The sequence below is a fragment of the Pseudomonas koreensis genome (assembly GCF_012986595.1).
Classification (GTDB): domain Bacteria; phylum Pseudomonadota; class Gammaproteobacteria; order Pseudomonadales; family Pseudomonadaceae; genus Aquipseudomonas; species Aquipseudomonas koreensis.
On sequence record NZ_JAAQYM010000009.1, the window covers coordinates 72,198 to 98,065 of the forward strand.

General features: G+C 62.1%; 23 protein-coding genes. 16 read left to right on the plus strand and 7 right to left on the minus strand.

Features of this window, described 5'->3' with window-relative positions; all coding sequences use genetic code 11:
• Window positions 1-36: 36 nt before the first annotated feature.
• From HBN98_RS25820 to HBN98_RS25865, 10 genes are all read left to right on the plus strand, one after another.
• Window positions 37-702 (plus strand): riboflavin synthase, encoded by a 666-nt coding sequence (locus HBN98_RS25820; protein ID WP_083367794.1) that lies wholly within the window; start codon window positions 37-39, stop codon window positions 700-702.
• 16 nt (window positions 703-718) lie between these two features.
• On the plus strand, window positions 719-1,810 hold the full coding sequence (ribBA, locus tag HBN98_RS25825; RefSeq protein ID WP_083367795.1) for a bifunctional 3,4-dihydroxy-2-butanone-4-phosphate synthase/GTP cyclohydrolase II: 1,092 nt from the start codon (window positions 719-721) through the stop codon (window positions 1,808-1,810).
• A gap of 186 nt (window positions 1,811-1,996) precedes the next feature.
• A complete protein-coding gene (gene ribH, locus HBN98_RS25830) occupies window positions 1,997-2,473 on the plus strand; it encodes a 6,7-dimethyl-8-ribityllumazine synthase (protein ID WP_003228649.1) in 477 nt (158 codons plus the stop codon).
• On the plus strand, window positions 2,470-2,970 hold the full coding sequence (gene nusB, locus HBN98_RS25835; RefSeq protein ID WP_083367796.1) for a transcription antitermination factor NusB: 501 nt from the start codon (window positions 2,470-2,472) through the stop codon (window positions 2,968-2,970). The genes ribH and nusB overlap by 4 nt, the downstream gene beginning before the upstream one ends.
• A gap of 18 nt (window positions 2,971-2,988) precedes the next feature.
• The gene (gene thiL / locus HBN98_RS25840) at window positions 2,989-3,954 is read left to right on the plus strand and encodes a thiamine-phosphate kinase (protein WP_083367797.1); all 966 of its coding nucleotides are present in this window, start codon (window positions 2,989-2,991) and stop codon (window positions 3,952-3,954) included.
• The gene (locus HBN98_RS25845) at window positions 3,951-4,454 is read left to right on the plus strand and encodes a phosphatidylglycerophosphatase A family protein (protein ID WP_003228639.1); all 504 of its coding nucleotides are present in this window, start codon (window positions 3,951-3,953) and stop codon (window positions 4,452-4,454) included. The genes thiL and HBN98_RS25845 overlap by 4 nt, the downstream gene beginning before the upstream one ends.
• A gap of 34 nt (window positions 4,455-4,488) precedes the next feature.
• Window positions 4,489-5,226: a substrate-binding periplasmic protein gene (locus tag HBN98_RS25850; protein ID WP_083367798.1), complete on the plus strand. Its 738-nt coding sequence runs from the start codon at window positions 4,489-4,491 to the stop codon at window positions 5,224-5,226.
• 254 nt (window positions 5,227-5,480) lie between these two features.
• The gene (gene ribA / locus HBN98_RS25855) at window positions 5,481-6,098 is read left to right on the plus strand and encodes a GTP cyclohydrolase II (protein WP_064589430.1); all 618 of its coding nucleotides are present in this window, start codon (window positions 5,481-5,483) and stop codon (window positions 6,096-6,098) included.
• Entirely contained in the window at window positions 6,095-6,514 is a 420-nt protein-coding gene (locus tag HBN98_RS25860) for an MFS transporter (protein WP_083367799.1), read from the plus strand. The genes ribA and HBN98_RS25860 overlap by 4 nt, the downstream gene beginning before the upstream one ends.
• On the plus strand, window positions 6,514-7,314 hold the full coding sequence (locus HBN98_RS25865) for a cobalamin-binding protein (protein WP_083367800.1): 801 nt from the start codon (window positions 6,514-6,516) through the stop codon (window positions 7,312-7,314). Before HBN98_RS25860 ends, HBN98_RS25865 begins: the two co-directional genes overlap by 1 nt.
• Before the next feature lie 152 nt (window positions 7,315-7,466).
• Here HBN98_RS25865 and HBN98_RS25870 read toward each other — a convergent pair whose 3' ends face one another.
• The 4 genes from HBN98_RS25870 to HBN98_RS25885 form a co-directional block, all read right to left on the minus strand.
• Window positions 7,467-9,350, minus strand: a complete 1,884-nt coding sequence (locus tag HBN98_RS25870; protein ID WP_083367801.1) for a TonB-dependent receptor domain-containing protein — start codon at window positions 9,348-9,350, stop codon at window positions 7,467-7,469.
• Between the two features lie 135 nt (window positions 9,351-9,485).
• Complete coding sequence (gene dxs, locus HBN98_RS25875) at window positions 9,486-11,384, minus strand: 1-deoxy-D-xylulose-5-phosphate synthase (RefSeq protein WP_064589426.1); 1,899 nt, start codon at window positions 11,382-11,384, stop codon at window positions 9,486-9,488.
• 91 nt (window positions 11,385-11,475) lie between these two features.
• Window positions 11,476-12,363, minus strand: a complete 888-nt coding sequence (gene ispA, locus HBN98_RS25880) for a (2E,6E)-farnesyl diphosphate synthase (RefSeq protein WP_064589425.1) — start codon at window positions 12,361-12,363, stop codon at window positions 11,476-11,478.
• Window positions 12,360-12,602, minus strand: coding sequence for an exodeoxyribonuclease VII small subunit (locus HBN98_RS25885; protein WP_083367802.1), 243 nt, complete (start codon window positions 12,600-12,602; stop codon window positions 12,360-12,362). Before HBN98_RS25885 ends, ispA begins: the two co-directional genes overlap by 4 nt.
• A gap of 468 nt (window positions 12,603-13,070) precedes the next feature.
• Here HBN98_RS25885 and HBN98_RS25890 point away from each other — a divergent pair, with 468 nt between their 5' ends.
• From HBN98_RS25890 to HBN98_RS25915, 6 genes are read left to right on the plus strand one after another with little or no spacing between them, the layout of a single operon-like run.
• Window positions 13,071-13,862 carry a YfaP family protein gene (locus HBN98_RS25890; protein WP_083367803.1) on the plus strand — a complete coding sequence of 264 codons (792 nt, stop codon included), beginning with the start codon at window positions 13,071-13,073 and terminating at the stop codon, window positions 13,860-13,862.
• 38 nt (window positions 13,863-13,900) lie between these two features.
• Entirely contained in the window at window positions 13,901-15,613 is a 1,713-nt protein-coding gene (locus HBN98_RS25895) for a DUF2138 domain-containing protein (RefSeq protein ID WP_083367804.1), read from the plus strand.
• Window positions 15,598-16,248 (plus strand): DUF1175 domain-containing protein, encoded by a 651-nt coding sequence (locus HBN98_RS25900; protein WP_064589422.1) that lies wholly within the window; start codon window positions 15,598-15,600, stop codon window positions 16,246-16,248. The genes HBN98_RS25895 and HBN98_RS25900 overlap by 16 nt, the downstream gene beginning before the upstream one ends.
• Entirely contained in the window at window positions 16,245-20,819 is a 4,575-nt protein-coding gene (locus HBN98_RS25905; RefSeq protein WP_083367805.1) for an alpha-2-macroglobulin family protein, read from the plus strand. The genes HBN98_RS25900 and HBN98_RS25905 overlap by 4 nt, the downstream gene beginning before the upstream one ends.
• Before the next feature lies 1 nt (window position 20,820).
• Window positions 20,821-22,440: a DUF2300 domain-containing protein gene (locus tag HBN98_RS25910; protein ID WP_083367806.1), complete on the plus strand. Its 1,620-nt coding sequence runs from the start codon at window positions 20,821-20,823 to the stop codon at window positions 22,438-22,440.
• Window positions 22,441-22,443: 3 nt separating this feature from the next.
• Window positions 22,444-23,256: a YfaP family protein gene (locus HBN98_RS25915; protein ID WP_083367807.1), complete on the plus strand. Its 813-nt coding sequence runs from the start codon at window positions 22,444-22,446 to the stop codon at window positions 23,254-23,256.
• A gap of 23 nt (window positions 23,257-23,279) precedes the next feature.
• Here HBN98_RS25915 and HBN98_RS25920 read toward each other — a convergent pair whose 3' ends face one another.
• The 3 genes from HBN98_RS25920 to HBN98_RS25930 form a co-directional block, all read right to left on the minus strand.
• On the minus strand, window positions 23,280-23,714 hold the full coding sequence (locus tag HBN98_RS25920) for a hypothetical protein (RefSeq protein WP_083367808.1): 435 nt from the start codon (window positions 23,712-23,714) through the stop codon (window positions 23,280-23,282).
• A gap of 15 nt (window positions 23,715-23,729) precedes the next feature.
• A complete protein-coding gene (locus HBN98_RS25925; protein ID WP_083367809.1) occupies window positions 23,730-24,290 on the minus strand; it encodes a hypothetical protein in 561 nt (186 codons plus the stop codon).
• A gap of 617 nt (window positions 24,291-24,907) precedes the next feature.
• Window positions 24,908-25,654, minus strand: a complete 747-nt coding sequence (locus tag HBN98_RS25930; RefSeq protein ID WP_083367810.1) for a S24 family peptidase — start codon at window positions 25,652-25,654, stop codon at window positions 24,908-24,910.
• Between the last annotated feature and the right edge of the window lie 214 nt (window positions 25,655-25,868).

Here is a 25,868-nt window from a genome sequence, read left to right on the forward strand (position 1 = left end):
CGCCTTAGCGCTGGCTTCGTTCTCAAGGAGAACCCCATGTTTACCGGCATCATCGAATCCATCGGCAGTATCCGTGCACTGACCCCCAAGGGCGGTGATGTACGGGTGCACGTCGCAACCGGCAAGCTCGACCTGAGCGATGTCAAGCTCGGCGACAGCATCGCCGTCAACGGCGTGTGCCTGACCGCCGTTGAACTGCCGGGCGACGGCTTTGCCGCCGACGTCAGCCGCGAAACACTGGACTGCACCGCCATGAATGACCTGAAAAGCGGCAGCCCGGTCAATCTGGAAAAAGCCCTGACCCCGACCACCCGTCTCGGCGGGCATCTGGTCAGCGGCCACGTCGACGGTGTCGGCGAAGTGGTGTCGCGCAGCGACAATGCCCGCGCCGTGGAATTTCGCATCCGCGCGCCGAAAGAACTGGCCAAATACATCGCCCATAAAGGTTCGGTCACCGTCGACGGCACCAGCCTGACCGTGAACGCGGTCGATGGCGCCGAGTTCCTGCTGACGATCATTCCGCACACCCTGAGCGAAACCATCATGGCGTCCTACAAGCCAGGTCGTCGGGTGAATCTGGAAGTCGACTTGCTGGCGCGTTATCTGGAGCGTTTGCTCTTGGGCGACAAGGCCGCAGAGCCGAGCGCTGGCGGCACGATCACTGAAAGCTTTCTGGCCGCCAACGGCTACCTCAAATCCTGACTGAAGGGGGTGCCTTGTGGCGCTCAATAGCATCGAAGAACTGGTTGAAGACATCCGCCAAGGCAAGATGGTCATCCTCATGGATGACGAAGACCGCGAGAACGAAGGCGACCTGATCATGGCCGCCGAATGCTGCCAGGCCGAGCACATCAACTTCATGGCCAAGCACGCCCGTGGCCTGATCTGCATGCCGATGAGCCGCGAGCGCTGCGAGCTGTTGAAGCTGCCACTGATGGCCCCACGCAACGGTTCCGGTTTCGGCACCAAGTTCACCGTGTCGATCGAAGCCGCCGAAGGCGTCACCACCGGGATCTCCGCCGCCGACCGTGCGCGCACCGTGCAAGCGGCCGCCGCCAGAGACGCCAAGGCTGAAGACATCGTCAGCCCGGGGCACATCTTCCCGCTGATGGCTCAGGCCGGCGGCACCCTCGCGCGCGCCGGCCACACCGAAGCCGCGTGCGACCTGGCGCGCATGGCCGGTTTCGAGCCGAGCGGCGTGATCTGCGAAGTGATGAACGACGACGGCACCATGTCCCGCCGCGCCGAACTGGAAGCTTTCGCTGCCGAACACAACATCAAGATCGGCACCATTGCCGACCTGATTCACTACCGGATGATCCACGAACGTACCGTTCAGCGGATTGCCGAGCAGCCGCTGGACAGCGAACTGGGCCAATTCAACCTGGTGACCTATCGTGATTCGGTGGAAGGTGACGTGCACATGGCCCTCACGCTGGGCACCGTTTGCGCCGAAGAGCCGACCCTGGTTCGCGTGCACAACATGGACCCGCTGCGCGACCTGTTGATGGTCAAGCAACCGGGCCGCTGGAGCCTGCGCGCCGCCATGGCCGCGGTGGCCGAGGCCGGCAGCGGTGTGGTGCTGTTGCTTGGTCACCCGCTGGACGGCGACGTGCTGCTGGCGCACATCCGCGAAACCGGTGAGCAGGCAGCGCCGAAAAAACCGACCACCTACAGCATCGTCGGTGCCGGTTCGCAGATCCTGCGTGACCTCGGTGTACGCAAAATGCGCCTGATGTCGGCACCGATGAAATTTAATGCGATATCCGGTTTCGATCTGGAAGTTGTAGAATACGTGCCCTCCGAATAATGACCGGTCGTTTTCGGCATTGTTGACATGGATTCTTGTGGTGAGGGGATTCATCCCCGACGGCTGCGCAGCAGCCCCTGTTTTGGGACTGCTACGCAGTCCATCGGGGATAAATCCCCTCGCCACAGCTAATATCACTGAGGGATGCGTACGAGACGCGTCCCGGCTCTTTAAGAGAACTGACGAATGACCCTGAAGACCATCGAAGGTACCTTCATCGCCCCTAAAGGCCGCTACGCTCTGGTAGTGGGCCGTTTCAACAGCTTCGTGGTTGAAAGCCTGGTCAGCGGTGCAGTTGATGCCCTGGTTCGCCACGGCGTGAGCGAAAGCGACATCACCATCATCCGCGCACCTGGCGCCTTCGAAATCCCGCTGGTTGCGCAGAAAGTCGCCCAGAAAGGTGAATTCGCAGCCATCATCGCCCTCGGCGCGGTCATTCGTGGCGGCACCCCGCACTTCGAATACGTGGCAGGCGAGTGCACCAAGGGCCTGGCCCAGGTGTCCATGGAATTCGGCGTACCGGTCGCTTTCGGCGTCCTGACCGTCGATTCCATCGAGCAAGCCATCGAGCGTTCCGGCACCAAGGCCGGCAACAAAGGTGCTGAAGCTGCCCTGTCCGCTCTGGAAATGGTCAGCCTGCTGGCGCAGTTGGAGGCCAAGTGATTAGCGACGATAGCGATCGTTTCAACCCGCGCGATCCGAAACCTGCGGATGCCGGCAAGCCATCGAAAAGCGTCAAGCGTCGTGAAGCCCGTCAGCTCGCGACTCAGGCTCTGTACCAATTGCACATGGCCAAGCAGTCGCTGAACGAGATCGAAGCGCAGTTCCGCGTTGATAACGATTTCACCGATGTCGATGGCGCGTATTTCCGCGAAATCCTGCACGGGGTTCCGGCAAGCCGCACCGAAATCGACAACGCCCTCAAGCCTTGCCTGGACATCGAAATCGAAGAGCTGGACCCGGTTGAACTGGCGGTTCTGCGCCTGTCCACCTGGGAACTGCTCAAGCGCGTCGATGTGCCGTACCGCGTTGTGATCAACGAAGGTATTGAGCTGGCGAAAGTCTTCGGTTCGACCGACGGCCACAAGTTCGTCAACGGCGTACTCGACAAGCTGGCTCCGCGCCTGCGTGAAGCTGAAGTCAAGGCGTTCAAGCGCTGATCAGCGCTTGATATCGCAATGGGCGAGTTTGAGCTGATCCGCAATTTCTTCGCCGCCGCGCCTTGTGCGCAGGGCGGCGAGGGCGTTGCACTGGGGATCGGCGACGACTGCGCCTTGCTGGCGGTTCCCCCCGGGGAACAGTTGGCGATCTCCACCGATACGCTGGTGGCCGGCGTGCATTTCGCCGATCCCTGCGATCCGTTTCTGCTCGGTCAGCGCTCGCTGGCCGTCGCGGTCAGCGATCTGGCCGCCATGGGCGCCACGCCCGTTGCCTTTACCCTTGCCCTGACTGTGCCGACGGTGACTGCCGATTGGCTGCAAGCCTATGCCCGCGGTTTGAACCGTATGGCGCAGAGCTGCGGCATTGCGCTGGTCGGCGGCGACACCACCCGTGGGCCGTTGAGCCTGACGGTCACGGTGTTCGGTCGGGTTCCGGCCGGCCAGGCGTTGACCCGCAGCGGTGCGCAAGCGGGGGATCTGCTGTGCGTCGGCGGCGAGTTGGGCAATGCCGCTGGCGCCTTGCCGCTGGTGCTCGGCCAGCGTGAAGCCGAAGCGGAGATCGCCCAGCCCTTGCTCGATCATTACTGGTCGCCACAGCCACAGTTGGCCCTCGGTCAGGCATTGCGTGGCAAAGCCACTTCGGCGCTGGATATCTCCGATGGTCTGCTCGCCGACTGCGGACATATCGCGCTGGCGTCGCAGATGCGCCTAGAAGTTGAACGCGAGCGCGTACCGCTGTCGAACGCTTTAGTGGCGTTTCTCGGCCAGCGCGGCGCGGAGCGTGCGGCATTGAGCGGCGGCGATGACTACGTGCTGGCCTTCACGCTACCGTCCGTCGAGTTGCCGGCGCTGCTGGCCGATGGCTGGCCGATCCATGTGATCGGGCGGGTGACGCAGGGCCAGGGTGTGGTGCTGCTGGATCGCGAAGGACACGACATCACCCCGCAAATCCGGGGCTATCAACATTTTCAGGAGACACCGTGACAGATCACCCGAAACAGGTTCCGGCCGAATTCGTTCCGCCGTCGGTCTGGCGCAATCCCTGGCATTTTCTCGCGTTCGGCTTCGGTTCCGGCACCTTGCCGAAAGCGCCGGGCACGTGGGGTTCGTTAGTTGCGCTACCCTTTATCCCGTTATGGCAGATGTTGCCCGACTGGGGTTACTGGCTGATGCTTGGCATCACCATGCTGTTCGGCTTCTGGCTGTGCGGCAAGGTTGCCGATGATCTGCGGGTACACGACCACGAAGGCATCGTCTGGGACGAGATGGTCGGAATGTGGATCACCTTGTGGCTGGTGCCGGAAGGCTGGTACTGGTTGCTTGCCGGGTTCCTGATGTTCCGCTTCTTCGACATTCTCAAGCCGTGGCCGATTCGCTGGATCGACCGGCACGTCCACGGTGGCGTCGGGATCATGCTCGACGACGTGCTGGCCGGTGTGTTCGCCTGGCTGGCGATGCAGGGGCTGGTGTGGATTTTCGCCTGATCCGGATTGTCCGGCTTCAGTGAGGAGACTAAGGATGGCTCGACGCTGGCTGGCGCTGGTGTTTTTTACCTTGCTGGGCACTGTCGCCAGTGCGCAGGAAGCCGCGCCGACGCCTGCGGTCATCCATCTGGCCAGCGAAGACTGGGAAGACTACACCGCCGCCGACGGCCATGGCCTGGGCTGGGACGTGCTGCGCAAGGTGTTCGAGCCGGCCGGGGTGAAGCTGGATATCCGCACCGAGCCTTATACGCGCTCCGTCGGTCTGGCCGAGCGCGGCGAAGTCGATGCCTGCGTCGGTTCGTATAAAGACGAGGCCAGCGACCTGCTGTACCCGCGCTGGAACTTCGACACCGACCACATCTACGCCCTGGGCCTTGCCAGCAACCCGGCACCGACGCCGGAAACCCTGGGTAGCTATCGATTGGCATGGGTGCGTGGCTACGACTATCAGAATTATTTGCCCAATGTGAAAAGCTACAACGAGGTCATTCGGCGCACCGGGATCCTGTCGATGCTGACCCACAACCGCGCTGACTATTACATCGATGCGCAGACCGAAATCGATTACGTGGTCGGCCGGGCCAAGGATCCGACGCAGTTTCGCAAGACCCACATCGCCGAACTGCCGCTGTATCTGTGCTTCGCCGACACGCCGCAGGCACGGACGTTGATGGCGCTGTTCGACAAGCGCATGGAACAGTTGGTGAAGAGCGGCGAACTGAAGCCGGTGTTCGAAAAGTGGAAGCAGCCGTATCCATTCGAGTCGAACTGAGTACAGATCTTGTGTCCAGCACTGCCCCCCTGTGGGAGCGAGCCTGCTCGCGAAAGCGCTGGGTCAGGCAACACAGAGATTGAATCTGCCGACGCCTTCGCGAGCAGGCTCGCTCCCACAGGGATCTGCAATGGCCGGGTGTTATCAAACTTTTTGATCGTTATGCCCGATAATTCAGCCTAAGCGCCTGCAGGAACCTGCTGTTACAATGCCGGCCTGCGAATCTTCAGACTTTTTAGATCAGGAGCACACCGGTGCCTGTCGTTTTTGTCGCCGCTTCCAAGCTGCCAACGCCTTTTGCGCAATTCACCATGCACGGTTTTCTCGATGAAGCCACCGGCCGCGAGCACGTTGTGCTGAGCCTGGGTGATTTCGCCGACGGTGCCCCGGTCCTCGGCCGGTTGCACTCCGAGTGTCTGACCGGCGACGCCCTGTTCAGCCAGCGCTGCGATTGCGGCTCGCAACTCGAAGCGGCCCTCAAGGCCATCGCCCGTGAAGGCCGTGGCGTGCTGCTGTACCTGCGTCAGGAAGGGCGCGGCATCGGTCTGCTGAACAAGATTCGCGCCTACGAGTTGCAGGACGGCGGTGCCGACACTGTTGAAGCCAACGAGCGTCTGGGCTTTGCTGCCGACCAGCGCGACTACGCCATGTGCCTGCCGATGCTTGAGCACCTGGGCGTGAAGTCCCTGCGTCTGATGACCAACAACCCGCGCAAGGTCAAAGCCTTGACCGACATGAACATCGTCGTCGCCGAACGCGTTCCGCTGCACACCGGCCACAACCCGCACAACAAACTGTACCTGGCGACCAAGGCCAGCAAGCTCGACCACATGATGGGCAACGAGCATCAGGGCGAGGTAGACCGCGCGTGACTCGCGGTCAGGTGCGACGCCGTCTGGCAGTCGACTGGTGGAAATACCTGGCGCTGGCACTGGTGCCGCTGTTCGTTCTCAACGGCCTGTTCGGCCAGGGCGAAGGCATTCTGCCGGTGCTGGCCATGCCAATGTTCATCGCCGGCGTGGCCTCGATGTTTGTCAGCCTGAAGTTTTTCGGCCGCTACAAGCACGCGCTGATCGCCACGCAGAAAGCCCTCGATACCCCTGATGAACCGGCGGCCTGGATTGCGTTGGCGGCCCAGCGTCGTCATGCATTCCTCGCGGCGGCATTGCCGGCGTGGATCGGTGCACTGGCGGTGTTCGTCGGCCTCGAAGCGGTGCCGTTGATGCTGTTGGCGCTGTCCACAGCCGTGCTGTTCTACCTCTATCGCATTCCGCGTCAGCTCGGCTGATGCGTCGTCTGTGGCTGGCGGTTCTGCTGCTGGCCTGCGCCGGCCCGGTGCTGGCGAGCCTGCGGGTGGTGAGCCTCGCGCCTTCTCTGTCTGAAATCGCCGTTGAGCTGGATTCGGCTGACCTCTTGGTCGGTGTGCTGGATGCTGGCGAGCGTCCTGCTGCGCTCAAGGATGTGCCGTCAGTGGGGCGCTACGGTCAATTGGACATGGAGCGACTGCTCAGCCTCAAGCCCGATTTATTGCTGCTGTGGCCCGGCAGTGTCGGCCCGGCGCAACGCGACCAACTCAAACAGCTGAACATTCCGACTTACGTGGCCGAACCGCACAATCTCGAACAGCTGTCTGCGCAGATTGAAGCGATTGCCAGTCAATTGCGGCGGCCTGAGCGTGGGCTGAAACTGGCTGCTGAGCTGCGCGAGAAACTCAATGACTTGCGCCAGCGCTATCGCCGGGACACGCCGTTGAACGTCTTCTACCAAGTCTGGGACAAGCCGTTGTACACCGTCGGTGGCGGGCAGATCATCAGCGATGCGCTTGAAGTGTGCGGTGCACGCAACGTGTTCGCCGACCTGAGCCTGCCGGCGCCGCAGGTCAGTATCGAAGCGGTGTTGCAACGCAATCCCGAGGTGATTCTGGCCGGCGATCAGGCCCAGCTTGATGCGTGGAAAGCGTGGCCGCAGGTGGCGGCAGTGGGGCATGGGCAGTTGCTGTTGGTCAGCGACAAAGGCCTGGAACGTCCGAGCGGGCAGATGATCGAAGCCACCGCCAAACTGTGTAAGCTCATTCAGCCACAACGCTAATCTTGTGGCGAGGGAGCTTGCTCCCGCTGGGCTGCGCAGCAGCACCAAAACCTGTCACTCAAATCTGCCTGCCACGCCGAGCAAGCCGGATTACGACTGCTGCGCAGCCGGGCGGGAGCAAGCTCCCTCGCCACAGTTGATCAAGGTTTACCTTAGAGCCCCGGTGTCCAGGTCACGCCAAACGCCCACGCCCGACCTTCCTCGCGATAGCCATACTGACTGCCGTCATAGCTGTACAACGCGCGGCTGTAACCCTTGTCCAGCAGGTTATCCAGCTTCAGGTCCAGCTTGATCTCGCGGTTCAGCGCCCAACTGCTGCGCAATCCGACGGTGCCGTAGCCACCTAGCGGCTGGGTGTTGTTCAAATCGTCGTAACTGCCGCTGACCAATTGCCAGCTGGCGCCCAGCCCCAACCGGTCGAACTGGCGATCCAGATCCCAACTGGCCGTACGCCGCGCGCGACGGGCCAGGGTATGCCCGGTGTCGCGATCACGCGGGTCGATGAGCGCCACGCCGAGGTTGCTCTGCCAGCCGAACAGTTCCTGCTTCAGCGCCGCTTCGAAGCCGTTGATCCGGGCCGAGGCAACGTTTTCCGGGCGTGAGTGGCTGCCGAAGATGATCGCGTCTTCCAGGTCCGTGCGATAAATCGACGCTTCGAGACGGCTGGTGTCGCTCAACTGGCTGCGCCATTGCAGCTCGTAGCTTTTCGAGGTTTCCGGTTTCAGGTCCGGGTTGCTGAAATCCGGGTAGTACAGGTCGTTGAAGGTCGGCGCGCGGAAGCCTTCGCTGTAGCTCAGCAGCAGATCGTTGTCCGGGTTCAGCGGCAGGTTAAAGGTGCCGCTCCAAGTGTTCTGGCTGCCGAACTGCTGGTTGTCGTCGTGGCGCAGGCCCAGTTCTGTGGAGAAGCTGTCGGCCTGATAGCGATGCTGGATGAACGCGGCGCGGTTCCAGCGGCTGTCTTCGTTGAACGCGGTGCTGCTGTTGACCCGGTCTTGGTACCAGTCGCCGCCAAGGATCAGGCTGTTGCGCGCATCCAGGGTCAGGTCGTTCTGCCAGTTCAGCGAGTCGCGGTAGGTGTTGAACACCGTGCGCTCGTCGCTGAGTTTGTCGAGGGTCTTCTCGCGGTTCTCGCTGTGGCCGAGCTCGATGCGGGTTTTCCAGGTTTCGTTGACCCGGGCATCGACGTAGCTGCTGACACTGTTGACGTTGAAGTCGCTGTAGGGCTGCTGCTGCACCGACTCGAAGGTGTTCGTGTCGAAGCGGCCAAAGGGGTTGTCGAACTCGCTCTTGCCACGGTTATCCAGCAGATTGGCGCCGATCTCAACGTCATCGGTCAGCGCATGGCTGAGGCTCAGGCTGACGGATTTGTTGCGGTAGGCATCGTGATCGCTGTCGCTGGGGTAGGACTCGTGAGTGCGGTCGAGGCCGGCGGTGTCATCCAGGCTGGCGCCAAGGTTGAAGCGGGTTTTGTCATCGCCACCGGACAGGCCAAGGCTGCGCTCCCAGGTCTGGTTGCTGCCGAAACCGACGTGCAGACGTGGCTGCAGGCCTTGCTCGTTGCCGCGGCGGGTGAAGATCTGAATCACCCCGCCAATCGCATCGCTGCCATAAATCACCGAACGCGAACCGCGCAGCACTTCAACGCGCTCGATCTGGTCGATGTTCAGGTGCTGCAGGTTGCTGTCGCCGGAGGTCGAGCTGCCGATGCGCTGCCCATCGAGCAGCACCAGACTCTGCGCAGACTGCGTGCCGCGAATGTAGATCCCCGGCAGGCTGCCGCGCCCACCGGCCTGCGCCACTTGCACGCCTGGCACCCGCTGCACCAGATCGGTGACGCTGCTCGGTTGCAGGCGGTCGATGTCTTCGCGAGTGAACACGGTGTTGGCCGCGCTGCTGTCATTGCGCGCCTCGACCTGGCGATTGGCGCTGATCAGCGTGTCCGGCAGCTTCAGGGCTTCGTCGCGTTCGAAGGTGTCAGCGAGGGCGCTGGCGGCTGGCAGCAGGAGGAAGGGCAGGGCGAGGCGCGGGAGGTTCATGACAATCCATGGTTTATGCAAAAACCTGTAGGAGCTGCCGAAGGCTGCGATCTTTTGCTTTTGAGAAAGGTCTGGAGCTGCCGACGATCACGATCAAAAGATCGCAGCCTTCGGCAGCTCCTACAGGGGGGAGTGTCAGCGGTTGAGCAACGCCAGACGCTCACGAATCGACGCCTCGATTCCGGCCTCGTCCAGTCCGCATTCGGCCAGCATTTGCGCTGGTTTCGCATGCTCGACATAAATGTCCGGCAAGCCCAGGTGCAGCATCGACTTGAGGATGTTCTCGCGTGCCAGGAACTCGCTGACCGCGCCACCGGCGCCGCCCATGATCGCGTTCTCTTCGATGGTCACCAGCAGCTCGTGGCTGCCGGCGATCTCGCGCACCAGCTGTTCATCCAGCGGTTTGACGAAACGCATGTCGACCACGGTCGCATCCAGCTTCTCGGCGACTTTCAGTGCTTCGGTCAGTTGCACGCCGAACACCAGCAGCGCGACGTTGCTGCCCTGACGACGAACGATGCCCTTGCCGATTTCAATCGGTTCGAGGTCTTTGTCGATGGTCGCGTTCGGGCCGGTGCCGCGAGGGTAACGCACTGCCGCCGGGCCGTTGTACAGGTGACCGGTGGTGAGCATCTTGCGCAGTTCGTTTTCGTCGCTCGGGGTCATGATGACCATGCCCGGGATGCAGCGCAGGTACGACAGGTCGAAGCTACCGGCGTGGGTCGGGCCGTCTTCGCCCACCAGACCGGCACGGTCGATGGCGAATAGTACGTCGAGGTTCTGCACCGCGACGTCGTGCACCAACTGGTCGTAACCGCGTTGCAGGAACGTCGAGTAGATCGCCACTACCGGTTTGGCGCCTTCGCAGGCCATGCCGGCGGCGAACGTCACGGCGTGCTGCTCGGCAATCGCCACGTCGAAGTAGCGCAGCGGGAAGCGTTCGCTGAACGCCACCAGGTCCGAGCCTTCCTTCATCGCCGGGGTGATGCCTACCAGACGCGGGTCAGCCGCGGCCATGTCGCACAGCCATTCACCGAACACCGCCGAATACTTCGGCCCGCCGGCCTTTTTCGGCGCAGCGGCCGGGGCGTCGAGCGGTTCGAGCTTGGTGATCGCGTGATAACCAATCGGGTCGACTTCCGCCGGGGCGAAGCCTTTGCCTTTCTTGGTGACGATGTGCAGGAACTGCGGGCCCTTCAGATCGCGCATGTTGCGCAGGGTGGCGATCAGAGTCGGCAGGTCGTGGCCGTCGATCGGGCCGATGTAGTTCCAGCCCAGCTCTTCGAACAGGGTGCCGGGAACCAGCATGCCTTTTGCGTATTCTTCGGTGCGGCGAGCGATTTCCCAGGCACCGGGCAGGCGCGACAGGACTTTCTTGCTGCCTTCACGCATGCTCGCGTAAGTGCGGCTGGAAAGGATTTTCGCCAGATAATTCGACAGGCCACCGACATTGCGCGAGATCGACATGTCGTTGTCGTTGAGGATCACCAGCATGTTGGCGTTGACTTCCGGCGCGTGGTTCAACGCCTCGAAGGCCATGCCGGCGGTCAGCGCGCCGTCACCGATCACGGCAATCGCCTTGCGATCGCTGTTTTGCAGACGGGCGGCAATCGCCATGCCCAGCGCTGCGCTGATCGAGGTGCTGGAGTGGCCGACGCCAAAGGTGTCGTACTCGCTCTCGGCGCGACGCGGGAAGGCGGCGATGCCGTCCTTCTGGCGCAGGGTTTCCATGCGCTGACGACGACCGGTGAGGATCTTGTGCGGATACGCCTGATGACCGACGTCCCACACCAGCCGGTCATCCGGGGTGTCGAAGACGTAATGCAACGCGATGGTCAGCTCGATGACGCCCAAGCCGGCACCGAAATGCCCACCGGTCTGGCCGACCGTGTAGAGCAATTCCAGGCGCAACTCATCGGCCAGGGTTTCCAGCTCGGCTTCGCCTAACCGGCGCAGGCCGTCCGGCGTGTTCGCGCGGTCGAGCAGGGGCGTGGTCGGGCGCTTGCGGGGAATCTCATGAAACGTCGTGGGCATCAGGCGAATCGTTATAGGTATAAAAGATGCGGCAGTTTACCTGATGCATCGCCCCCTGCCCACGCGTTGGTCTTTTTTGGCAGGTTGGCGTTCAGTTACGCCGCTCGACGATATACCGGGCCAGGTCGCGCAAAGGCTCTGCTGCCGCGTCAAACGGTCGCAGCGCGTGCAGCGCCTGATCGCGCAGCTCCAGGGCGTAGGCCTTGGCTGCGTCCAGCCCCAGCAGGGCCGGGTAGGTTGGCTTGTCGCGGGCGATGTCGGCGCCTTGGCGTTTGCCGAGGGTTTCGGTATCGCTTTCGACGTCGAGAATGTCGTCCTGGACCTGGAATGCCAGACCAATGGCCTGTGCATAAATCTGCAGGGCCTTGAGTTCATCTTGCTCGGCACGGCCGCTGGCCAGGGCACCGAGCTTGACGCTGACTTCGATCAGCGCGCCGGTCTTGTGCCGGTGCATCTGCTCCAGCGCTTGCTGGTCAAGCTTGAGGCCGACCGAACCGAGGTCGATGGCCTGACCGCCGACCATGCCCGCCGGGCCTGCCGCATGCGCCAGCGCCGTGACCTGTTGCAGGCGGATGTCGGCGTCGAGGTTGCTCAGGCGCGGGTCGAGCAGAGCGCTGAAGGCCAGGCTCTGCAAACCGTCACCGGCGAGGATCGCGCAGGCTTCGTCGAATTTCTTGTGGGTGGTTGGCTGGCCGCGACGCAGGTCGTCGTCGTCCATCGCCGGCAAATCGTCGTGCACCAGCGAATAGGCGTGGATCAACTCCACCGCACAGGCTGCGCCGTTGGCCTGCTCGGCCTTGCCGCCGAGCGCTTCGCACGCCGCGTAGGCCAGCAGCGGACGTACGCGTTTGCCGCCGATCATCACGCTGTAGTGCATCGCCTCATACAGACGCGACAGCTCTGGCAACGGTGCTTTGAAGAGGATTTCCAGTGCCGCATTGACCCGCGCCTGGCTGGTCGCCGAATACGCTGCAATCATTCTGGCTGTTCCGCGTCGAAGGGTTCCTCGGCGAGTTCGCCATCGCGCTCCAGCAGCACTTGCACCTTCTGCTCGGCCTGGGCCAGCGCTGCCTGGCAGTCACGGGTCAGACCGATGCCCTGCTCGAAAGCGATCAGCGAGTCTTCCAGCGACAATTCACCGTTCTCCAGACGCTCGACCAATGTTTGCAGGTCGGCGAGGGACTGTTCGAAATCCAGTGCAGCTTTTTTGCGGGCCATGGCGGCGATTTCCGGTTGACGTTAAACCGGCGCGACACTAGCAGATAGGGGGTTTATGGGCAAATGAGCGGGACTTGCGCAGGCATCGCCAAGGGCCGCAAAAACTTCTGTGGCGAGGGAGCTTGCTCCCGCTGGGTTGCGCAGCAACCCCAAAACCAGCCACCGCGATTCAACAGTTGAAGCGCGTCGGGTGGTCGGGGCCTGCTGCGCAGTCCAGCGGGAGCAAGCTCCCTCGCCACAGAATTTGTGGAGCTTCATGAGCGCTATTCGGCTCATGCCCCACAGACCTGCGTGATTCTCACCGCAAATCCAGATGTATCTGATTGTTAAAAAACTGCCGAATCGCTAATCTTCGCGCCTTCTACGACCCGGTAGTCACGGGTCTTTCAGACGAACCGCAGTTTCCACCGCTGTGAAGTACCGAGGATCGGGTGCAAGGTTTCGTTCAGGCATGGCAGGAGGCATTACATGCGTTCATTTCTTTGGCTGCTGATCGGCCTGGCCTGCGCACCGGCGCTGCTGGCGGCGCCGAGCGCTGAACTGTCGGAACCGTCCGGCGGCTGGCGTTACCACGGCCTGCTCGATCGCACGGAAAACCCGCAAGTCGCTTACCCCACGCCGCCGATTGATCGCGGCATTCAGCGCAATCGCACGATGATCCAGGGCCAGCTCAAGGCCATCGGCAATCAGCGCGGGCCGCACACGCTGGCGGTCAACGGCAATCCATTGAATCTGTATACCGACGATGACGGGCGCTTCGCCCGGCCGTATGCGTTCGGCGCCGGTTCCAACAGTGTCGAAGTGCGCAGCGCCGAGGGCCAGTCGCTCAAGCGTGTGCAGTTCTATGAAGCGAATAACCTGCGCACCCCGGCGAAGATCCGTGTGGTGCTTGGCTGGGACGATCCCAAGGCCGAGCTCGACCTGCACATCATTACGCCCGACGGCCAGCATGCGTTCTTCGCCCACACGGCGCTGACCAACGGCGGTGGTCTGGACCCGGATGGGGTCGATGGCCCCGGCCCGGAAATGTTCACCATGACTGCGCCGCTGCATGGCACTTATCTGGTTTACGTCAACTATTGGGGCAACTTCGGCGACGGCGGCTATAACTTCGAGGAGGCCAGCAATCAGAACGAGGTCATCACCTCGCAAATCACGCTGGTACTCAACGAAAACACGGTCGACGAAAAACGCGAAACATTCATCGTGCCCCTGCGGGCGATCGGTGATCTGCTGCTGGTCAAGACTTTCAACTATTAAGCATCCCGCACCACGGATGAACTTCGGGTTTTGTGAACATGAGTGATAACGCTGCTTCTCCGGCCGTCCCGACACCTGCCGGCCAACCTTCCCGGCGCTGGCCGGCGCTGCTGATCGGCCTGGCTCTGGTGGCCGGGGTGGCCGGTGGTCTCGGCTGGCTGCTGCACAAGCCCAAGGTGCCGGCGGCAGCGCTGGCCAGCGACAAGCTCGGCCTGAGCCGTCCTGACGCGCTGCTGGAAACCCGCTCCCTGAGCCAGTTGCCCAAGGACCTGCTGACGGTGCCGTTCCTCAAGGCCACGCTCACCGAGGATTTCGTCTTCTATTACGAAACCCACGCCGACCGCCTCGGCCTGATCGGCAGCCTGCGGCGGATCATCTACGAGCATGACCTGAAGCTGCAGGACAGCCTGATCGAGCAGCTTTTCGATCAACCGGCGGACGTCGCGTTGTGGCGCGGTGCGGATGGCCGGCTCAAGGATTTCCTGCTGGTGATGGATCGCGGCGGACTGGCGAAACTGCTGGAGCCGCTGGCGAAAGTGGCGCTGGACGATTCGCAGCTCAGCGTTTTCGGCAGCCTCAAGGTCGGCAACGACGAGGTGCCGCTGTACCAGCTCAGCTACAACGCCAGCAAATCGCTGCTGTTCGCTTCGCGCGGCGACAAACTGGTGGTGCTGTCCAATCCGAACAAGTATTACGACCCGGCCAATGGCGAGTCCGAAGAGTCTGGGCATGTATCGCCGCAAGCGCTGGCGGCCCTGCTCAACGGCGACAAACTGTTCCCCGAAGCCTTCGGTCTGCCGGCCAAGGCGCCGGAGATCAAACAGCGTCTGTCGGTGAATTCCAGTGTGCTCGCCATGGGCTATCAACGTTTCATCCCGAACTTCGCCGGGCTGCGCTTCGACATGGACGACAAGGGCTGGCACAGCTTCCTCGCCATGGATGAGCTGGATAACCAGCCGGACTTCGATTTCAAACCGGTGTGGCAAGCCATGCCGCTGGGCGCCAGTGCCTGCGTGACCTTGCCGGTGGCGGCCGAACCGCAGAAGCCATTGTTGGTGAAACTTGGCGCGGATGAGGCGGTGGCGCAGAAACTCACCGAGCACGTCGCCGGTGCGGCTGGCCTGTGCTGGTACGCCGACTCACGGCTGTACACGCCATTGCTGGTCGCCAGCCTGAAGGACGAGGACAGCAGCAAGCTCGACGGCGACCTGGGCACCTTGTTCGGTTCGATGGTTGGCGCCTACGAGTCGAATGTCGACGAACACGCGTTCCCAGTGGTCGAGAAGCAGGAAGGCCAGAGCCATGTCTGGCAGCGTCAGGTCAGCTCCAATTTCGGCCCTTACGCCGCCAAGACTGCCGAGAATCCGGATGCGATCAGCGGCAAGGCATTCATGAAAGTCAGCCTCGCCCGTCACGGTTCGACGCTGCTGTTTTCCCTCGACGACAAACTGGTCGACAAGGCGCTGGGCACGCTCGACAAACGCTTCCCGCCGATGGCCGACGTACTGCCCAAAGACGTGCTGATGCCGATCTACTTCGGTCCGGATTCGATGGCGCAACTGATGCAGCAGGAAACCCTCGACAGCCTGCCGCAGGACATGGAGCCGGTGTTCTACAACGCGGCGCAAACCTACCTGATCCCGAAACTGCGCACCCTCGGTGGCTACGGCAAATATGCCCTGACCCTGCCCGAAGGCAGCGAGCCTGACGGCCACTGGCAATGGCTGCCGCTGGAATGGAAAGCGCTGTGACCGCATTGATCCGCAGCCTCGGCCTGCTCGCGCTGTTGCTCAGCGCGGGTGCCCGAGCCGTCGAGGCGCCTGCACTGGATCCGGCGCAATCCCAGGTGTTCCGCGCCTGGTTCGTGCGCATCGCTCAGGAGCAACTGAGTCAAGGCCCGAGCCCGCGCTGGTATCAGCAGGACTGCGCCGGGCTGGTGCGTTTCGCCGCCAACGAAGCGCTGAAGGTTCACGACGACAAGTGGCTGCGCAGCAATGGCCTGTCCAATCGCTACCTGCCGCCAGAGCTGACGCTCAGCGATGAGCAGCGCAAGCTCGCCCAGCAATGGCAGCAGGGCGGCGGCAAGGTCGGGCCGTACGTCAACGCGATCAAACTGATTCAGTTCAACAGCCATCTGGTCAGCCGCGACGTGTCTCAGGCACGCCCCGGCGACCTGATGTTTTTCGATCAGGGCGACGACCAGCACCTGATGATCTGGATGGGCCGCTACATCGCCTATCACACCGGCACGACCACCCCCACTGACAACGGCATGCGTTCGGCAAGCCTGCAGCAACTCATGACATGGAAGGACACCCGATGGATACCCGACGCAGCCAACCCCAACTTCATCGGCGTCTATCGACTGAACTTTCTCTCCCAATGACCGGTGCCCGCATGCTGCGACTCTGCGCTCGAATTCCCCTGCTGCTGGCGCTGTTGCTGCCATTGGCGACCGTCAACGCTGAAGATTCGGTGGAGCCGAGCGGCTACACGCCGGTCTCCGGTGAAAGCTTCTTCTTGCTGGCCGACAGCAGTTTCGCCGCGGACGAACAGGCGATGGTCCGTCTCGAAGCGCCGGGCCGCGATTACCGCCGCTTCCGCATGGAGCCGTATGGCGGCGCGGACATTCGCGTATATCGCATCGACAAGCCGCTGGATTTCCTCAAGCGCCAGAAAAACCTGCACCGCGTGGTCAGCGACGGCCAGTTCAAAGGCGAAGGCCTGTCCAACACCCTCGCGTACCTGTGGGACAACTGGTACCGCAAATCGCGGCGGGTTATGCAGCGCGCGTTCTCCTACGAGTCGCGCAAACAGGTCACCGAGGAAGTGCCGGAGCTGAAGATGGGCAACGCCATCGCCGCGCCGACCCCGTACGACGCACAGCCGCAATTTGCGTTGATCCCGGGCCTGCCGGTGGTCAGTCAGTTCCGCTATCCGCTGTGGCAAGCGAAACCGATCCAGCCGCCGGCCGGGGTCAATCTGGCCGGGTCCTCCAGTGAGTTCGTCAGCGTCGCCCCGGGTAACGTCTACATCCCGCTGGGCAACCTGAAGCCGGGCTTGTACCTGGTCGAAGCGCTGATCGGCAAATACCGCGCGACCACCATGGTGTTCGTCTCCAACACCGTGGCGGTGAGCAAGATTGCCGGCGATGAATTGCTGGTGTGGGCGGCGCGCAAACACGAGGGCAGTTCGGTGCCCAAGGTCAACGTGCTGTGGACCGACGGCCTCGGCGTGATGAGCAGCGGCGCCACCGATGCCGATGGTCTGCTGCGCCTGAAGCACGTCAGCCCCGAGCGTTCGTTCGTGATTGGCGAGGACGAAGAGGGCGGGGTGTTCGTCTCCGAGAACTTCTATTACGACAGCGAAATCTACGACACCAAGCTCTACGCATTCACCGACCGGCCGCTGTATCGCCCGGGGGATTGGGTGTCGCTGAAGATTGTCGGTCGCGAGTTCAAGAATGCGCGGGATTCGGTGATGCCGGGCGCCGCCGACGTCACGGTCAGCGTGCTCGACGCCACCGGCACCGAGCTGCAACACCTCGACCTGAAACTCGATTCCAAGGCCGGTACTCAGGGCCGCTTCCAGTTGCCGGACAACGCCGTGGCCGGTGGTTACGAGATTCGTTTCAACTACAAGGATCAGGCCTACAGCAGCGCCTTCCGCGTCGCTGAATACATCAAGCCGCACTTCGAAATCGCGCTGAATCTGGCCAAGCAGGATTACCGTACCGGCGAGCCGGTCAAAGGCAGTCTGGTGCTGCTGTACCCGGACGGCAAACCGGTGGCCAACGCCAAACTGACCCTGAGCCTGCGTGCCCAGCAACTGTCGATGGTCGACAACGAGCTGCAATACCTCGGGCAATTCCCGGTGGAGCTGACCAGCACCGAACTGACTACCGACAGCAAGGGCAACGCGACCCTCGACCTGCCGGCGGCGGATAAACCGAGCCGCTACATGCTCACCGTGTTCGCCAGTGATGGCGCGGCGTATCGGGTCAAGACCACCAAGGAAATCCTCATCGACCGTGGCGCGGCGAGCTTCCGCCTGAGTGCGCCGCAGCGCTTCAGTGCAGTCAACGACAAGGTCGCGTTCAGCTACGCCAACGAAGGTGGCAGCGAGCAGAGCAAAGCGGTCACCCCGAGCAGCTACAGCTGGGTACGTCTGGAAGATCAAAGCACTGGCGAGGGTAAACTTTCGGCCAGCGATAAAGGCTTCAGTCTGGCCTTCGAGCGTCCGGGGACTTACAACCTGACGCTGAAAGATCAGCACGGTCGCGTCCTCGGCGCCACCGGCCATTCGGTCACCGGCGAGGGGGTCAAAGCGGTGCCGGGCACCGTGGAAATCGTCCTCGACAAGCCCGAGTACAAGGCCGGCGATGAAGCGCTGGCGCTGATCACGTTCCCGGAACCGGTCAGCGATGCACTGCTGTCACTGGAACGCGACAAGGTCGAAGCCACCGCGCTGCTGGCCAAGGGCGGCGACTGGCTGAAACTGGAAAAACTCAGCGACACCCAATACCGCGCGCGCATCCCGGTGAAGGACAACTTCGCGCCGAATCTGACCTTCTCCGTGCTGTACACCAAGGGCGGTCAGTACAGCTTCCAGAACGCCGGGATCAAGGTGATTGCCCCGCAAATCGACGTGGCGATCAGCACCGACAAAGCGGTGTATCTGCCGGGCGATACCGTCACGGTTGATCTGACTACGCAGTTCGCCGGCAAAGCGGTACCGGCGCACCTGACCGTCAGCGTCGTCGATGAAATGGTCTACGCGCTGCAACCGGAAGTTGCGCCGACCATCGACCAGTTCTTCTACCACCCGCGGCGCAACAACGTGCGCACCAGCGCCAGCCTGTCGTTCATCAGTTACGACGTCGCGTTGCCGGGCAGCCCGGGTGCACCGGGCAAGGCCAACCGCAGCGAGCGCGGAGTGAAAGTGCTGGAGCGTCCGCGTCGCGAAGACGTCGACACCGCCGCATGGCAGCCTGAGCTGTTGACCGGTGCTGATGGCAAAACCCGTTTCACCTTCAAGATGCCGGACTCGCTGACCCGCTGGCGCATCACCGCGCGGGCCATCGCCGATGACGGTCAGGTCGGGCAGAAGAAGCAGTTCGTCCGCTCGGAAAAACCGCTGTATCTGAAATGGAGCGGGCCGAGCAAATTCCGTAAGGGCGACCAGCCACAACTCGGTGTGTTTGCCTTCAGCCAGGCCGAAAAACCGGTCAAGGCGGAACTGGTCACGCATTACGCGGGTGCCGAACAACGCCTGCCGGTGACTTTGAATAACGGCATCAACTACGTGCCGCTGCCAGCGTTCGCCCTGGCCTCGGGCGAGTGGACTGCCGAACTGGTGCAGGACGGTAAAACGGCTGACGCTCTGGCCGTACGCCTGAGCGCCACCGGTGACGGCTGGCAAGTGACGCAAACCCAAAGCCTCGACGTCGCCAGCGGCGACACCCCGTTGAGCCTGCCGCCAGACGCCACCGACATTCGCCTGCGCCTGGATGACAGTCCGCAGGCGCTGTTCCGTTCGGCCCTCGATGATCTGCTGAGCTACCCGTACGGCGGCGTCGAGCAGACGGCGAGCCGTTTGCTGCCGCTGAGCATCGCTTATCCGTCGCTGGCGTCGAGCCCGCAGATCCGCGATCGCTTGCGTCTGATCATGCAGAACAGCCGCCTGCGTCTGGTGCAAATGGCCGGGCCGTCGGCGAGCTTCACCTGGTGGGGCTTCGACGGTGAGCCGGACGCGTTCCTCACCGCCTACGCCTATTACGCCGACTGGAACGCCAGTCAGGTGCTGGAACTGACCCTGCCGCCGGAACACTGGCAGCGAGTGCTGGAGGTTTACGCCAAGCAAGCGCCGAACACGCCGCTGCTGCAACGGGCGCTGATCCTGTCGTTCGCCAAGCAGATGCACCTGCCGGTGAACACCTTGCTCAGCGGCTTGATGGATGACCTGGCGAAGGCCGGTGAGGGCAACGCCGAAACCCTGATGGACGACGGCGAAGACAGCCTGGTGATGAGCGACCCGGATTCGGCGCTCGGTCTGGCGGCGGCGCGGGTGCTGACCGCGTCGCTGGCGACCCAGTCGAAAGTCGCGTTGCCGGAAGCGTTCAATCGTCAGGTCGGCGCGGCGCAACAGCGTCTGGCGGTCAGTTCGCAGCCGTTTGCCGAAGCGCTGAACCTGTCGCTGCAGCCGTTTGATCAGGCGCGCGCGACGGCGTTGTTGCAACGTCTGCTGCCACAGCAATCGACCCTCGAACGTGCACTGGCGCTGAGCTGGTTGCAACGCAGCATCGCCCAGGCGTCGCCCACCATCGCGCTGATGCCGGGTGAAGGCTGGAAGAAAAACTACGGCGCAACCGGCGAGATGTTCTGGACGTGGCAGGGCGCGACACCGGTGCCGAGCGTGTTGTCGGTGTCCGGCACGCAGGAGCGTCCGCTGCGCGCGGCGTTGAGCTTCCAGACCCAGCAACCGGCGGTCGATCCAATGGCCGTGACCATCACCCGGCGCCTGTCGCGACTGGTGCCGGGCGACGAAGCCTTCACCTTCAAGCTGGAGCCGGTGGGCACCAAGCCGCTGTCCAGCGACAGTCTGTACCTGGACGAAGTGATCCTCACCAGCAAGGCGCCGAAACCGCTGCGCTACGGCATGCTTGAAGTGCCGCTGCCACCGGGCGCCGATGTCGAGCGCACCACCTGGGGCGTCAAGTTGCAGGGCAAGGACGGCACCGAACCGACCGCGCTGGAGAAGGCGCGCTTCGAGCCGGGTCAACTGGCGTACGCGGTGCCGGTGGATGCACTGAGCGGCGAATTGCGTCTGCGTCATCTGGTGCGTTTCTCGCAGAAGGGCCAGTTCAACCTGCCGCCGGTGCGTTTCACTCAGGTCTACGCACCGCAGCATCAGGCCCAGGAAGCGAAAGCCGCCCTCGGTCAGGTCACGGTCAACTGACATGAGCCGGCCGCTGCTGTGGCTGCTGATGTGTGTGATTCCTGCGCTGGCGACGGCGCAGGATGAGCCACTGCGCGTGGCGTACAAGGGTGAGTTGCTGTCGTTGAATCACACACAACTGATTGCCCGCGAGCCCTTGCCGTCGACGCTGGATACGCCGCTGGGCAGTCTTTGGAAGCTGTTTGTCTACGCGTGGCTGGTCGATACCGGTGCGCGCGAGCCGGCGTATGAATGTCGCGGACAGTCCAAGGAAGAAGTCTATTGCTGCTCGGCGGGGGGCAAGATCGAGCGTGATCAGGCGTTGGTCAAATCCTGCGGGCTGTACTTTGAACCGGCGCGACTGGGCATTTCTTCTGCCGATTGGCGCACGTATTGGCAGGCGCGGCAGGCGCCGTCGTGGCTGCTGGATTTGCCCTCTGTGCAACCGGCCACAAGGGTTTCGGTGGCTGAGTTATTGGGCGTTTTGTCTGTGCTGCCGGCGCAGGAACCGATGCGCCGCGTGTTGCTCGACGTCGTGTTGAATGCGGCGGACGGCAATGTCGTCGGCGAACTCGGTGGTCGCTTGCGGGTGAAGACCTGGAGCTGGCTTGGCGATCAGGATCCGCAATCGCGCCAGGGTGGTTTCGCCGGTTGGACGGCGGACGGCTCGCCGATCTGGGCCGGTGGACGTGGCACCAGTCAGATGGTTCTGCGGCATTACGGCCAAGCGTTGGCGACTGTGCTGCCAGCGGCATGGCCGGCGGAGGCGGGGCGCTGCGTCGAGGTCGGGCTGTTCTCGCGCTATCCCGTCACCCGCGTGCTGGCGGGTGACCGGGTCGTAACTTCCGGCCCGTTACAGGGTGACTACCGCGTCGAATTCGCCAACGGCAATGCGCTGGATATCCACAGCGCCGGCGAACTGTTTCTGCTCAACGACAAACTCGTCGCCAGACTGGATCGCGAAGAATACGTCGCCCGGGTGCTGGAGCGCGAAGCCAAACCCGAGCCGGCCGAAGCCGCCAAAGCTCTGGCCGTGGCGATCCGCACTTATCTGCTGCAAAACGCCACGCGCAACGGCGATTGCCTGAGCATCGACGACAGCAGCACTCGCCAGCGCGTCGCCCCACGTCCTGCTTCGACCGAGTCGCGCAACATCGCCGCATGGACCGCCGATCTGGTGTTGGCCGGCAGCACCGTCACCTATCACTCCGATCAGCCCGGCCCGGACAAACTCGCCTGGCAACAAGCGGTCGAGCAAGCCAACGCCGGTCAGCGTTACGACGCGATTCTGCTGCACGCCTATCCGCGCGCCAGCCTCAGCCGCTGGGACAACCCGGTCGCTTCCTGCGAAGCGCTGCCCGCCGCCCAGGACTGGCTGCAAAAGCAGCGTCGCGGCTGGCGTCCGACGCTGGAAAGCGAAACCGGCTACAACGAAGTCAGCACCTTCGCCGTGTGCAAACTGGCGTTCGGCCGCCCGTTCGTCGACCGCGAGCGGCAGCGCATTTACGTGCGCGGCGTGCTGACCCTGCAGGATCGCCTCGACCTGACTCACGAATATCTGCACCTGGCCTTTGAAGCTCATCCCAACGGCCAGGATGAAACCTACATTGAAGGGCTCGCCCGTCACCTCTTGCTGGAATAGACCATGACACTCCGTTATCCACAGGTCTTGCTGTTGCTCTGCGCGTTCAATGCATTGCCGATGGCAATGGCCGCCGACAGCGTCAAACTCGACACCCCGGTCGGTGGCTGGCGCACCGGCGCGCCCGAGGGCGAAGGCGAAAACTTCCGTCAGACTGTCAACTACCCGGCCTCCTCGGTCAACACCCCGGTCGGCCAGGCCAACACCGCGCGCATCAGCGGCGAAATCAAAGCCACCCCCAAGAGCAAGGAACCCGGTCGGCTGATCGTCAACGGCGTCAGCATGCCGCTGAAAATCGACGACAGCGGTCGCTTCGATCGCCCGTTCTCCTTCCCCAACGGCAGCAACAGCGTCGAAGTGCGCAGCCCCGACGGTCAGCAACGCCACCGCACGCAGTTCCTCAACGCCAGCGGCGGCGCCACCCCGGCCAAACTGCGCGTGCTGCTGTCGTGGGACAGCGACGGCACCGACCTCGACCTGCACCTGATCACCCCCGACGGCGCCCACATCTGGTACGGCGACCGCATCGCGCCCAACGGCGCAGCGCTCGACGTCGACGTCACCACCGGCTATGGCCCGGAAATCTTCGCCATGCCGGCGCCGATCAAGGGCCAGTATCTGGTGTACGTGAACTACTTCGGCGGTGGCTATCGTGGGGATGACGAAGGTGGGGAAGAAGCGGTGAAGCCGCTGACCACGGCGCAGGTGACGGTGATTACTGAGGAAGGCACGCCGAGCGAGAAGATGGAGACGTTTGTGGTGCCGATGCGGGCGGTGGGTGAGTTGACGTTGGTGAAGTCGTTCAGTTATCCCTGAGCAGGGACCTGCTCAGGGTTGCACTAGAAACCGGGCGGAATATAACCGGGCACGAACGGCACGTTGATGCACTTGCCGTGAATGATCTTTCCGTCCTCGATCCTGAACAGCACGATCTTTTTCGCCTTGTTGACGGTAGCTTCCAGTTTGCAATCCGAGCTGTGGCCGACGGTCTCGTAGTACTCGGTGTACACCATGCCGTTGCCGGTGTGATTCATTGAAGTACCGGCCGCTTCTGTGGTGGTCCAGCTGGACGATTTATACCAGGTGAGCACAGCCAGATTCTCACCGTTGGCAGCGGTTTGTTTTTTCATCGAGTCGGGTTTGCCGAACAGATCGAGCGCTTCCTGAACATCGCGTCCTTCCCAGCGCGACTGTGCAATCAAGTGGCAGCCATTGATCAGTAAAACGGCGGGCGTTATTAGCAGCGCCAATAACGTTTTAGTCCATTGGTTCATCGTGATTCCCGCCATTTACTTGTTGCCCAAGATGGAGTCGAGGTTATCCATCATCTGGCCTTTTTCCTGAATCGGCGCGAGCTTGAAGAACATCTGCTGCAAGCCCTGAATCATCTGCAGATACTCCATCTTGCCCAGCGCGATCATGTCCTTTTTATTGGGTGAGCAAACAAACTCGCTGGCGCGCTGCACCCAGAACTCCTTCGGCTGCTGCCATTGGTCATTAACTTTCAGGTTGCGCATCATGTAGGCGATGCGATCTACGGACTGGCCGTTGAGAATTCGGACCTTGTTCGTTGAACACTGAACTTCGAGGTTGTAGGCATCGATCATCGGTTTGCCGGGCTCTTCATACACCAACGTCACGGCGACCAACTTGGCCCCCTTGGTATGCTTCGACGGCACGACCGAAGTGCTGTCGGCGATATACATGATGTTTTTTTGGGGTATGCCATTGCCGTAAATGATCCACCAGTCACCAACGAGCTTCTGCTCCTCTGCCAAGGCTGAAGTGGTAGCGGTCAGGAGTGCGGTCAGTAGAACAACGGATTGTTTGAGTTTTAAAAACGACGACATGGTGCTGCTCCATTCCTTGGCGCTTTTGTAATGCACAAAAACAGAATGGAAATTTAGTGGTGAGGGTGGGCGCGGGGCAATTAGGGCGGATGTGCTAATGGCTTATTGCAATGCCTGAAGGGCGGGCATTGTCCGGTTAATTTGCCGAAAGACTCAGCTGCATCATGCCGCCGTGGTTGGCCAGCGGCCGCTCACGGGATTCGCGATACCCATCGGGATTTGCCACTGGGGGGCAAGTATTGGGTCGAGCTCGTCGAGATAAATGTGCTTTCAGGCGGGCATTAAAAAGCCGGCTTGTGGCCGGCTTCTCGGGGACTGGCTTGGTTTATTTTTGGTAAACCGCGCCAGCCTTCAAAACGTACACCCGGATCTGCGTCCGGCTGTGGGACTTGGTCAGACGTTGGTCTGCCGCGTCGGGCGTCATCTGGGCCGCGGGAGCGGGGGATGCGCAAATGTGGGGCGCAGGATACTGAGTTTTGTGGGGGATTCCCAGCCTCAACTGCGGAATAGAGCCGCTGCGGTGGTCGATATTTGTAATTTGTACTGATTTTCGGGGCCTCTTCGCGAGCAGGCTCGCTCCCACAGGGTTTGGTGCAGGGTTGAAGATCCGTATCCGATCAGAGAAACGGCACCACCGGTCGGCGTTTGCCCAGGGTCGACCACCAGAATACCCAGCCCAGAATGTGTATCCGCTGCTCATCGATCTGCGCCGCGCGGAAGATTTCGTCCGGGTGTTCGGCGCTGTTGTGGCTGCGCAGGCGCAGGGCGTTGCCGGGCATGCGGTGCAGGTATTTGATGCGTAGCATGCCGTCGTGTTCGATGGCGTAGATTTCGCCGTCGACGACCTGGGTCAGGCCGCGGTCGATGCCGACGATGGAGCCGTCTTCGATGCGTTCGCCCATGCTGTTGCCGATCATGTGCGCGCAGATGGCGTCGGTGTGGCGGATTTCCAGTTGGTCGAGGTGGGCGCGGGGCAGGCGGATGGTTTGTTCGGGGTCGAGGATGACGTGGGTTTTGCCGGCGCCGTTGGTGATCGGTGTTTCCTTGAAAAACGGCAATTCGATGTCCTTGGGATCGATGACCGTGTAGACGCCGCGGATGGCCTCGGCATCGAAAGTGTCGCCGTTGCTGGCGGGTGTTTGCAGGCGCGGAGACTCTTTGGTGCCTTCGCCGGTTTTCAGCCACTCGCTGTTGACCGACAACAGGCGCGAGACCTCTTCCATGCGATACGCGGGTACGCCCCGGGTGTACCAGTTATGAATGTTTTGGGCTTCCGTGCCCCAGAACTTTGCGAATCCCGTGGTGGTGATGTTCGCTGCTTCCAGGAGTGCCTTGAATCTTGGACCGCTAGTGTTCTTTCTCATAAACACCGAGTCTACGGCCGTGCTAGAGCGGTTTGAATAAACTGGGTGTTCAAAAAAGCTCTGTATTTTGCGACCGGATGTAAGACGTGCTTGTGGGAAATTACACACCTTAAAACTTTTATGTAGTCCGCCATAAACACGTTGTTTAAGACGACTTTTCCCAGGCACAAAAAACCCCGGATCAACCGGGGTTTTCTTCAAGCGTCATGCAGCC

What these genes read in the sequence shown, in the direction of transcription:
- HBN98_RS25820 (WP_083367794.1), top strand. Translation starts at nt 37, where the DNA reads ATGTTTACCGGCATCATCGAATCCATCGGCAGTATCCGTGCACTGACC.
- ribH (WP_003228649.1), top strand. Translation starts at nt 1,997, where the DNA reads ATGACCCTGAAGACCATCGAAGGTACCTTCATCGCCCCTAAAGGCCGC.
- thiL (WP_083367797.1), top strand. Translation starts at nt 2,989, where the DNA reads ATGGGCGAGTTTGAGCTGATCCGCAATTTCTTCGCCGCCGCGCCTTGT.
- HBN98_RS25850 (WP_083367798.1), top strand. Translation starts at nt 4,489, where the DNA reads ATGGCTCGACGCTGGCTGGCGCTGGTGTTTTTTACCTTGCTGGGCACT.
- HBN98_RS25865 (WP_083367800.1), top strand. Translation starts at nt 6,514, where the DNA reads ATGCGTCGTCTGTGGCTGGCGGTTCTGCTGCTGGCCTGCGCCGGCCCG.
- HBN98_RS25870 (WP_083367801.1), bottom strand. Translation starts at nt 9,350, where the DNA reads ATGAACCTCCCGCGCCTCGCCCTGCCCTTCCTCCTGCTGCCAGCCGCC.
- dxs (WP_064589426.1), bottom strand. Translation starts at nt 11,384, where the DNA reads ATGCCCACGACGTTTCATGAGATTCCCCGCAAGCGCCCGACCACGCCC.
- ispA (WP_064589425.1), bottom strand. Translation starts at nt 12,363, where the DNA reads ATGATTGCAGCGTATTCGGCGACCAGCCAGGCGCGGGTCAATGCGGCA.
- HBN98_RS25885 (WP_083367802.1), bottom strand. Translation starts at nt 12,602, where the DNA reads ATGGCCCGCAAAAAAGCTGCACTGGATTTCGAACAGTCCCTCGCCGAC.
- HBN98_RS25890 (WP_083367803.1), top strand. Translation starts at nt 13,071, where the DNA reads ATGCGTTCATTTCTTTGGCTGCTGATCGGCCTGGCCTGCGCACCGGCG.
- HBN98_RS25895 (WP_083367804.1), top strand. Translation starts at nt 13,901, where the DNA reads ATGAGTGATAACGCTGCTTCTCCGGCCGTCCCGACACCTGCCGGCCAA.
- HBN98_RS25900 (WP_064589422.1), top strand. Translation starts at nt 15,598, where the DNA reads ATGGAAAGCGCTGTGACCGCATTGATCCGCAGCCTCGGCCTGCTCGCG.
- HBN98_RS25905 (WP_083367805.1), top strand. Translation starts at nt 16,245, where the DNA reads ATGACCGGTGCCCGCATGCTGCGACTCTGCGCTCGAATTCCCCTGCTG.
- HBN98_RS25910 (WP_083367806.1), top strand. Translation starts at nt 20,821, where the DNA reads ATGAGCCGGCCGCTGCTGTGGCTGCTGATGTGTGTGATTCCTGCGCTG.
- HBN98_RS25915 (WP_083367807.1), top strand. Translation starts at nt 22,444, where the DNA reads ATGACACTCCGTTATCCACAGGTCTTGCTGTTGCTCTGCGCGTTCAAT.
- HBN98_RS25920 (WP_083367808.1), bottom strand. Translation starts at nt 23,714, where the DNA reads ATGAACCAATGGACTAAAACGTTATTGGCGCTGCTAATAACGCCCGCC.
- HBN98_RS25925 (WP_083367809.1), bottom strand. Translation starts at nt 24,290, where the DNA reads ATGTCGTCGTTTTTAAAACTCAAACAATCCGTTGTTCTACTGACCGCA.
- HBN98_RS25930 (WP_083367810.1), bottom strand. Translation starts at nt 25,654, where the DNA reads ATGAGAAAGAACACTAGCGGTCCAAGATTCAAGGCACTCCTGGAAGCA.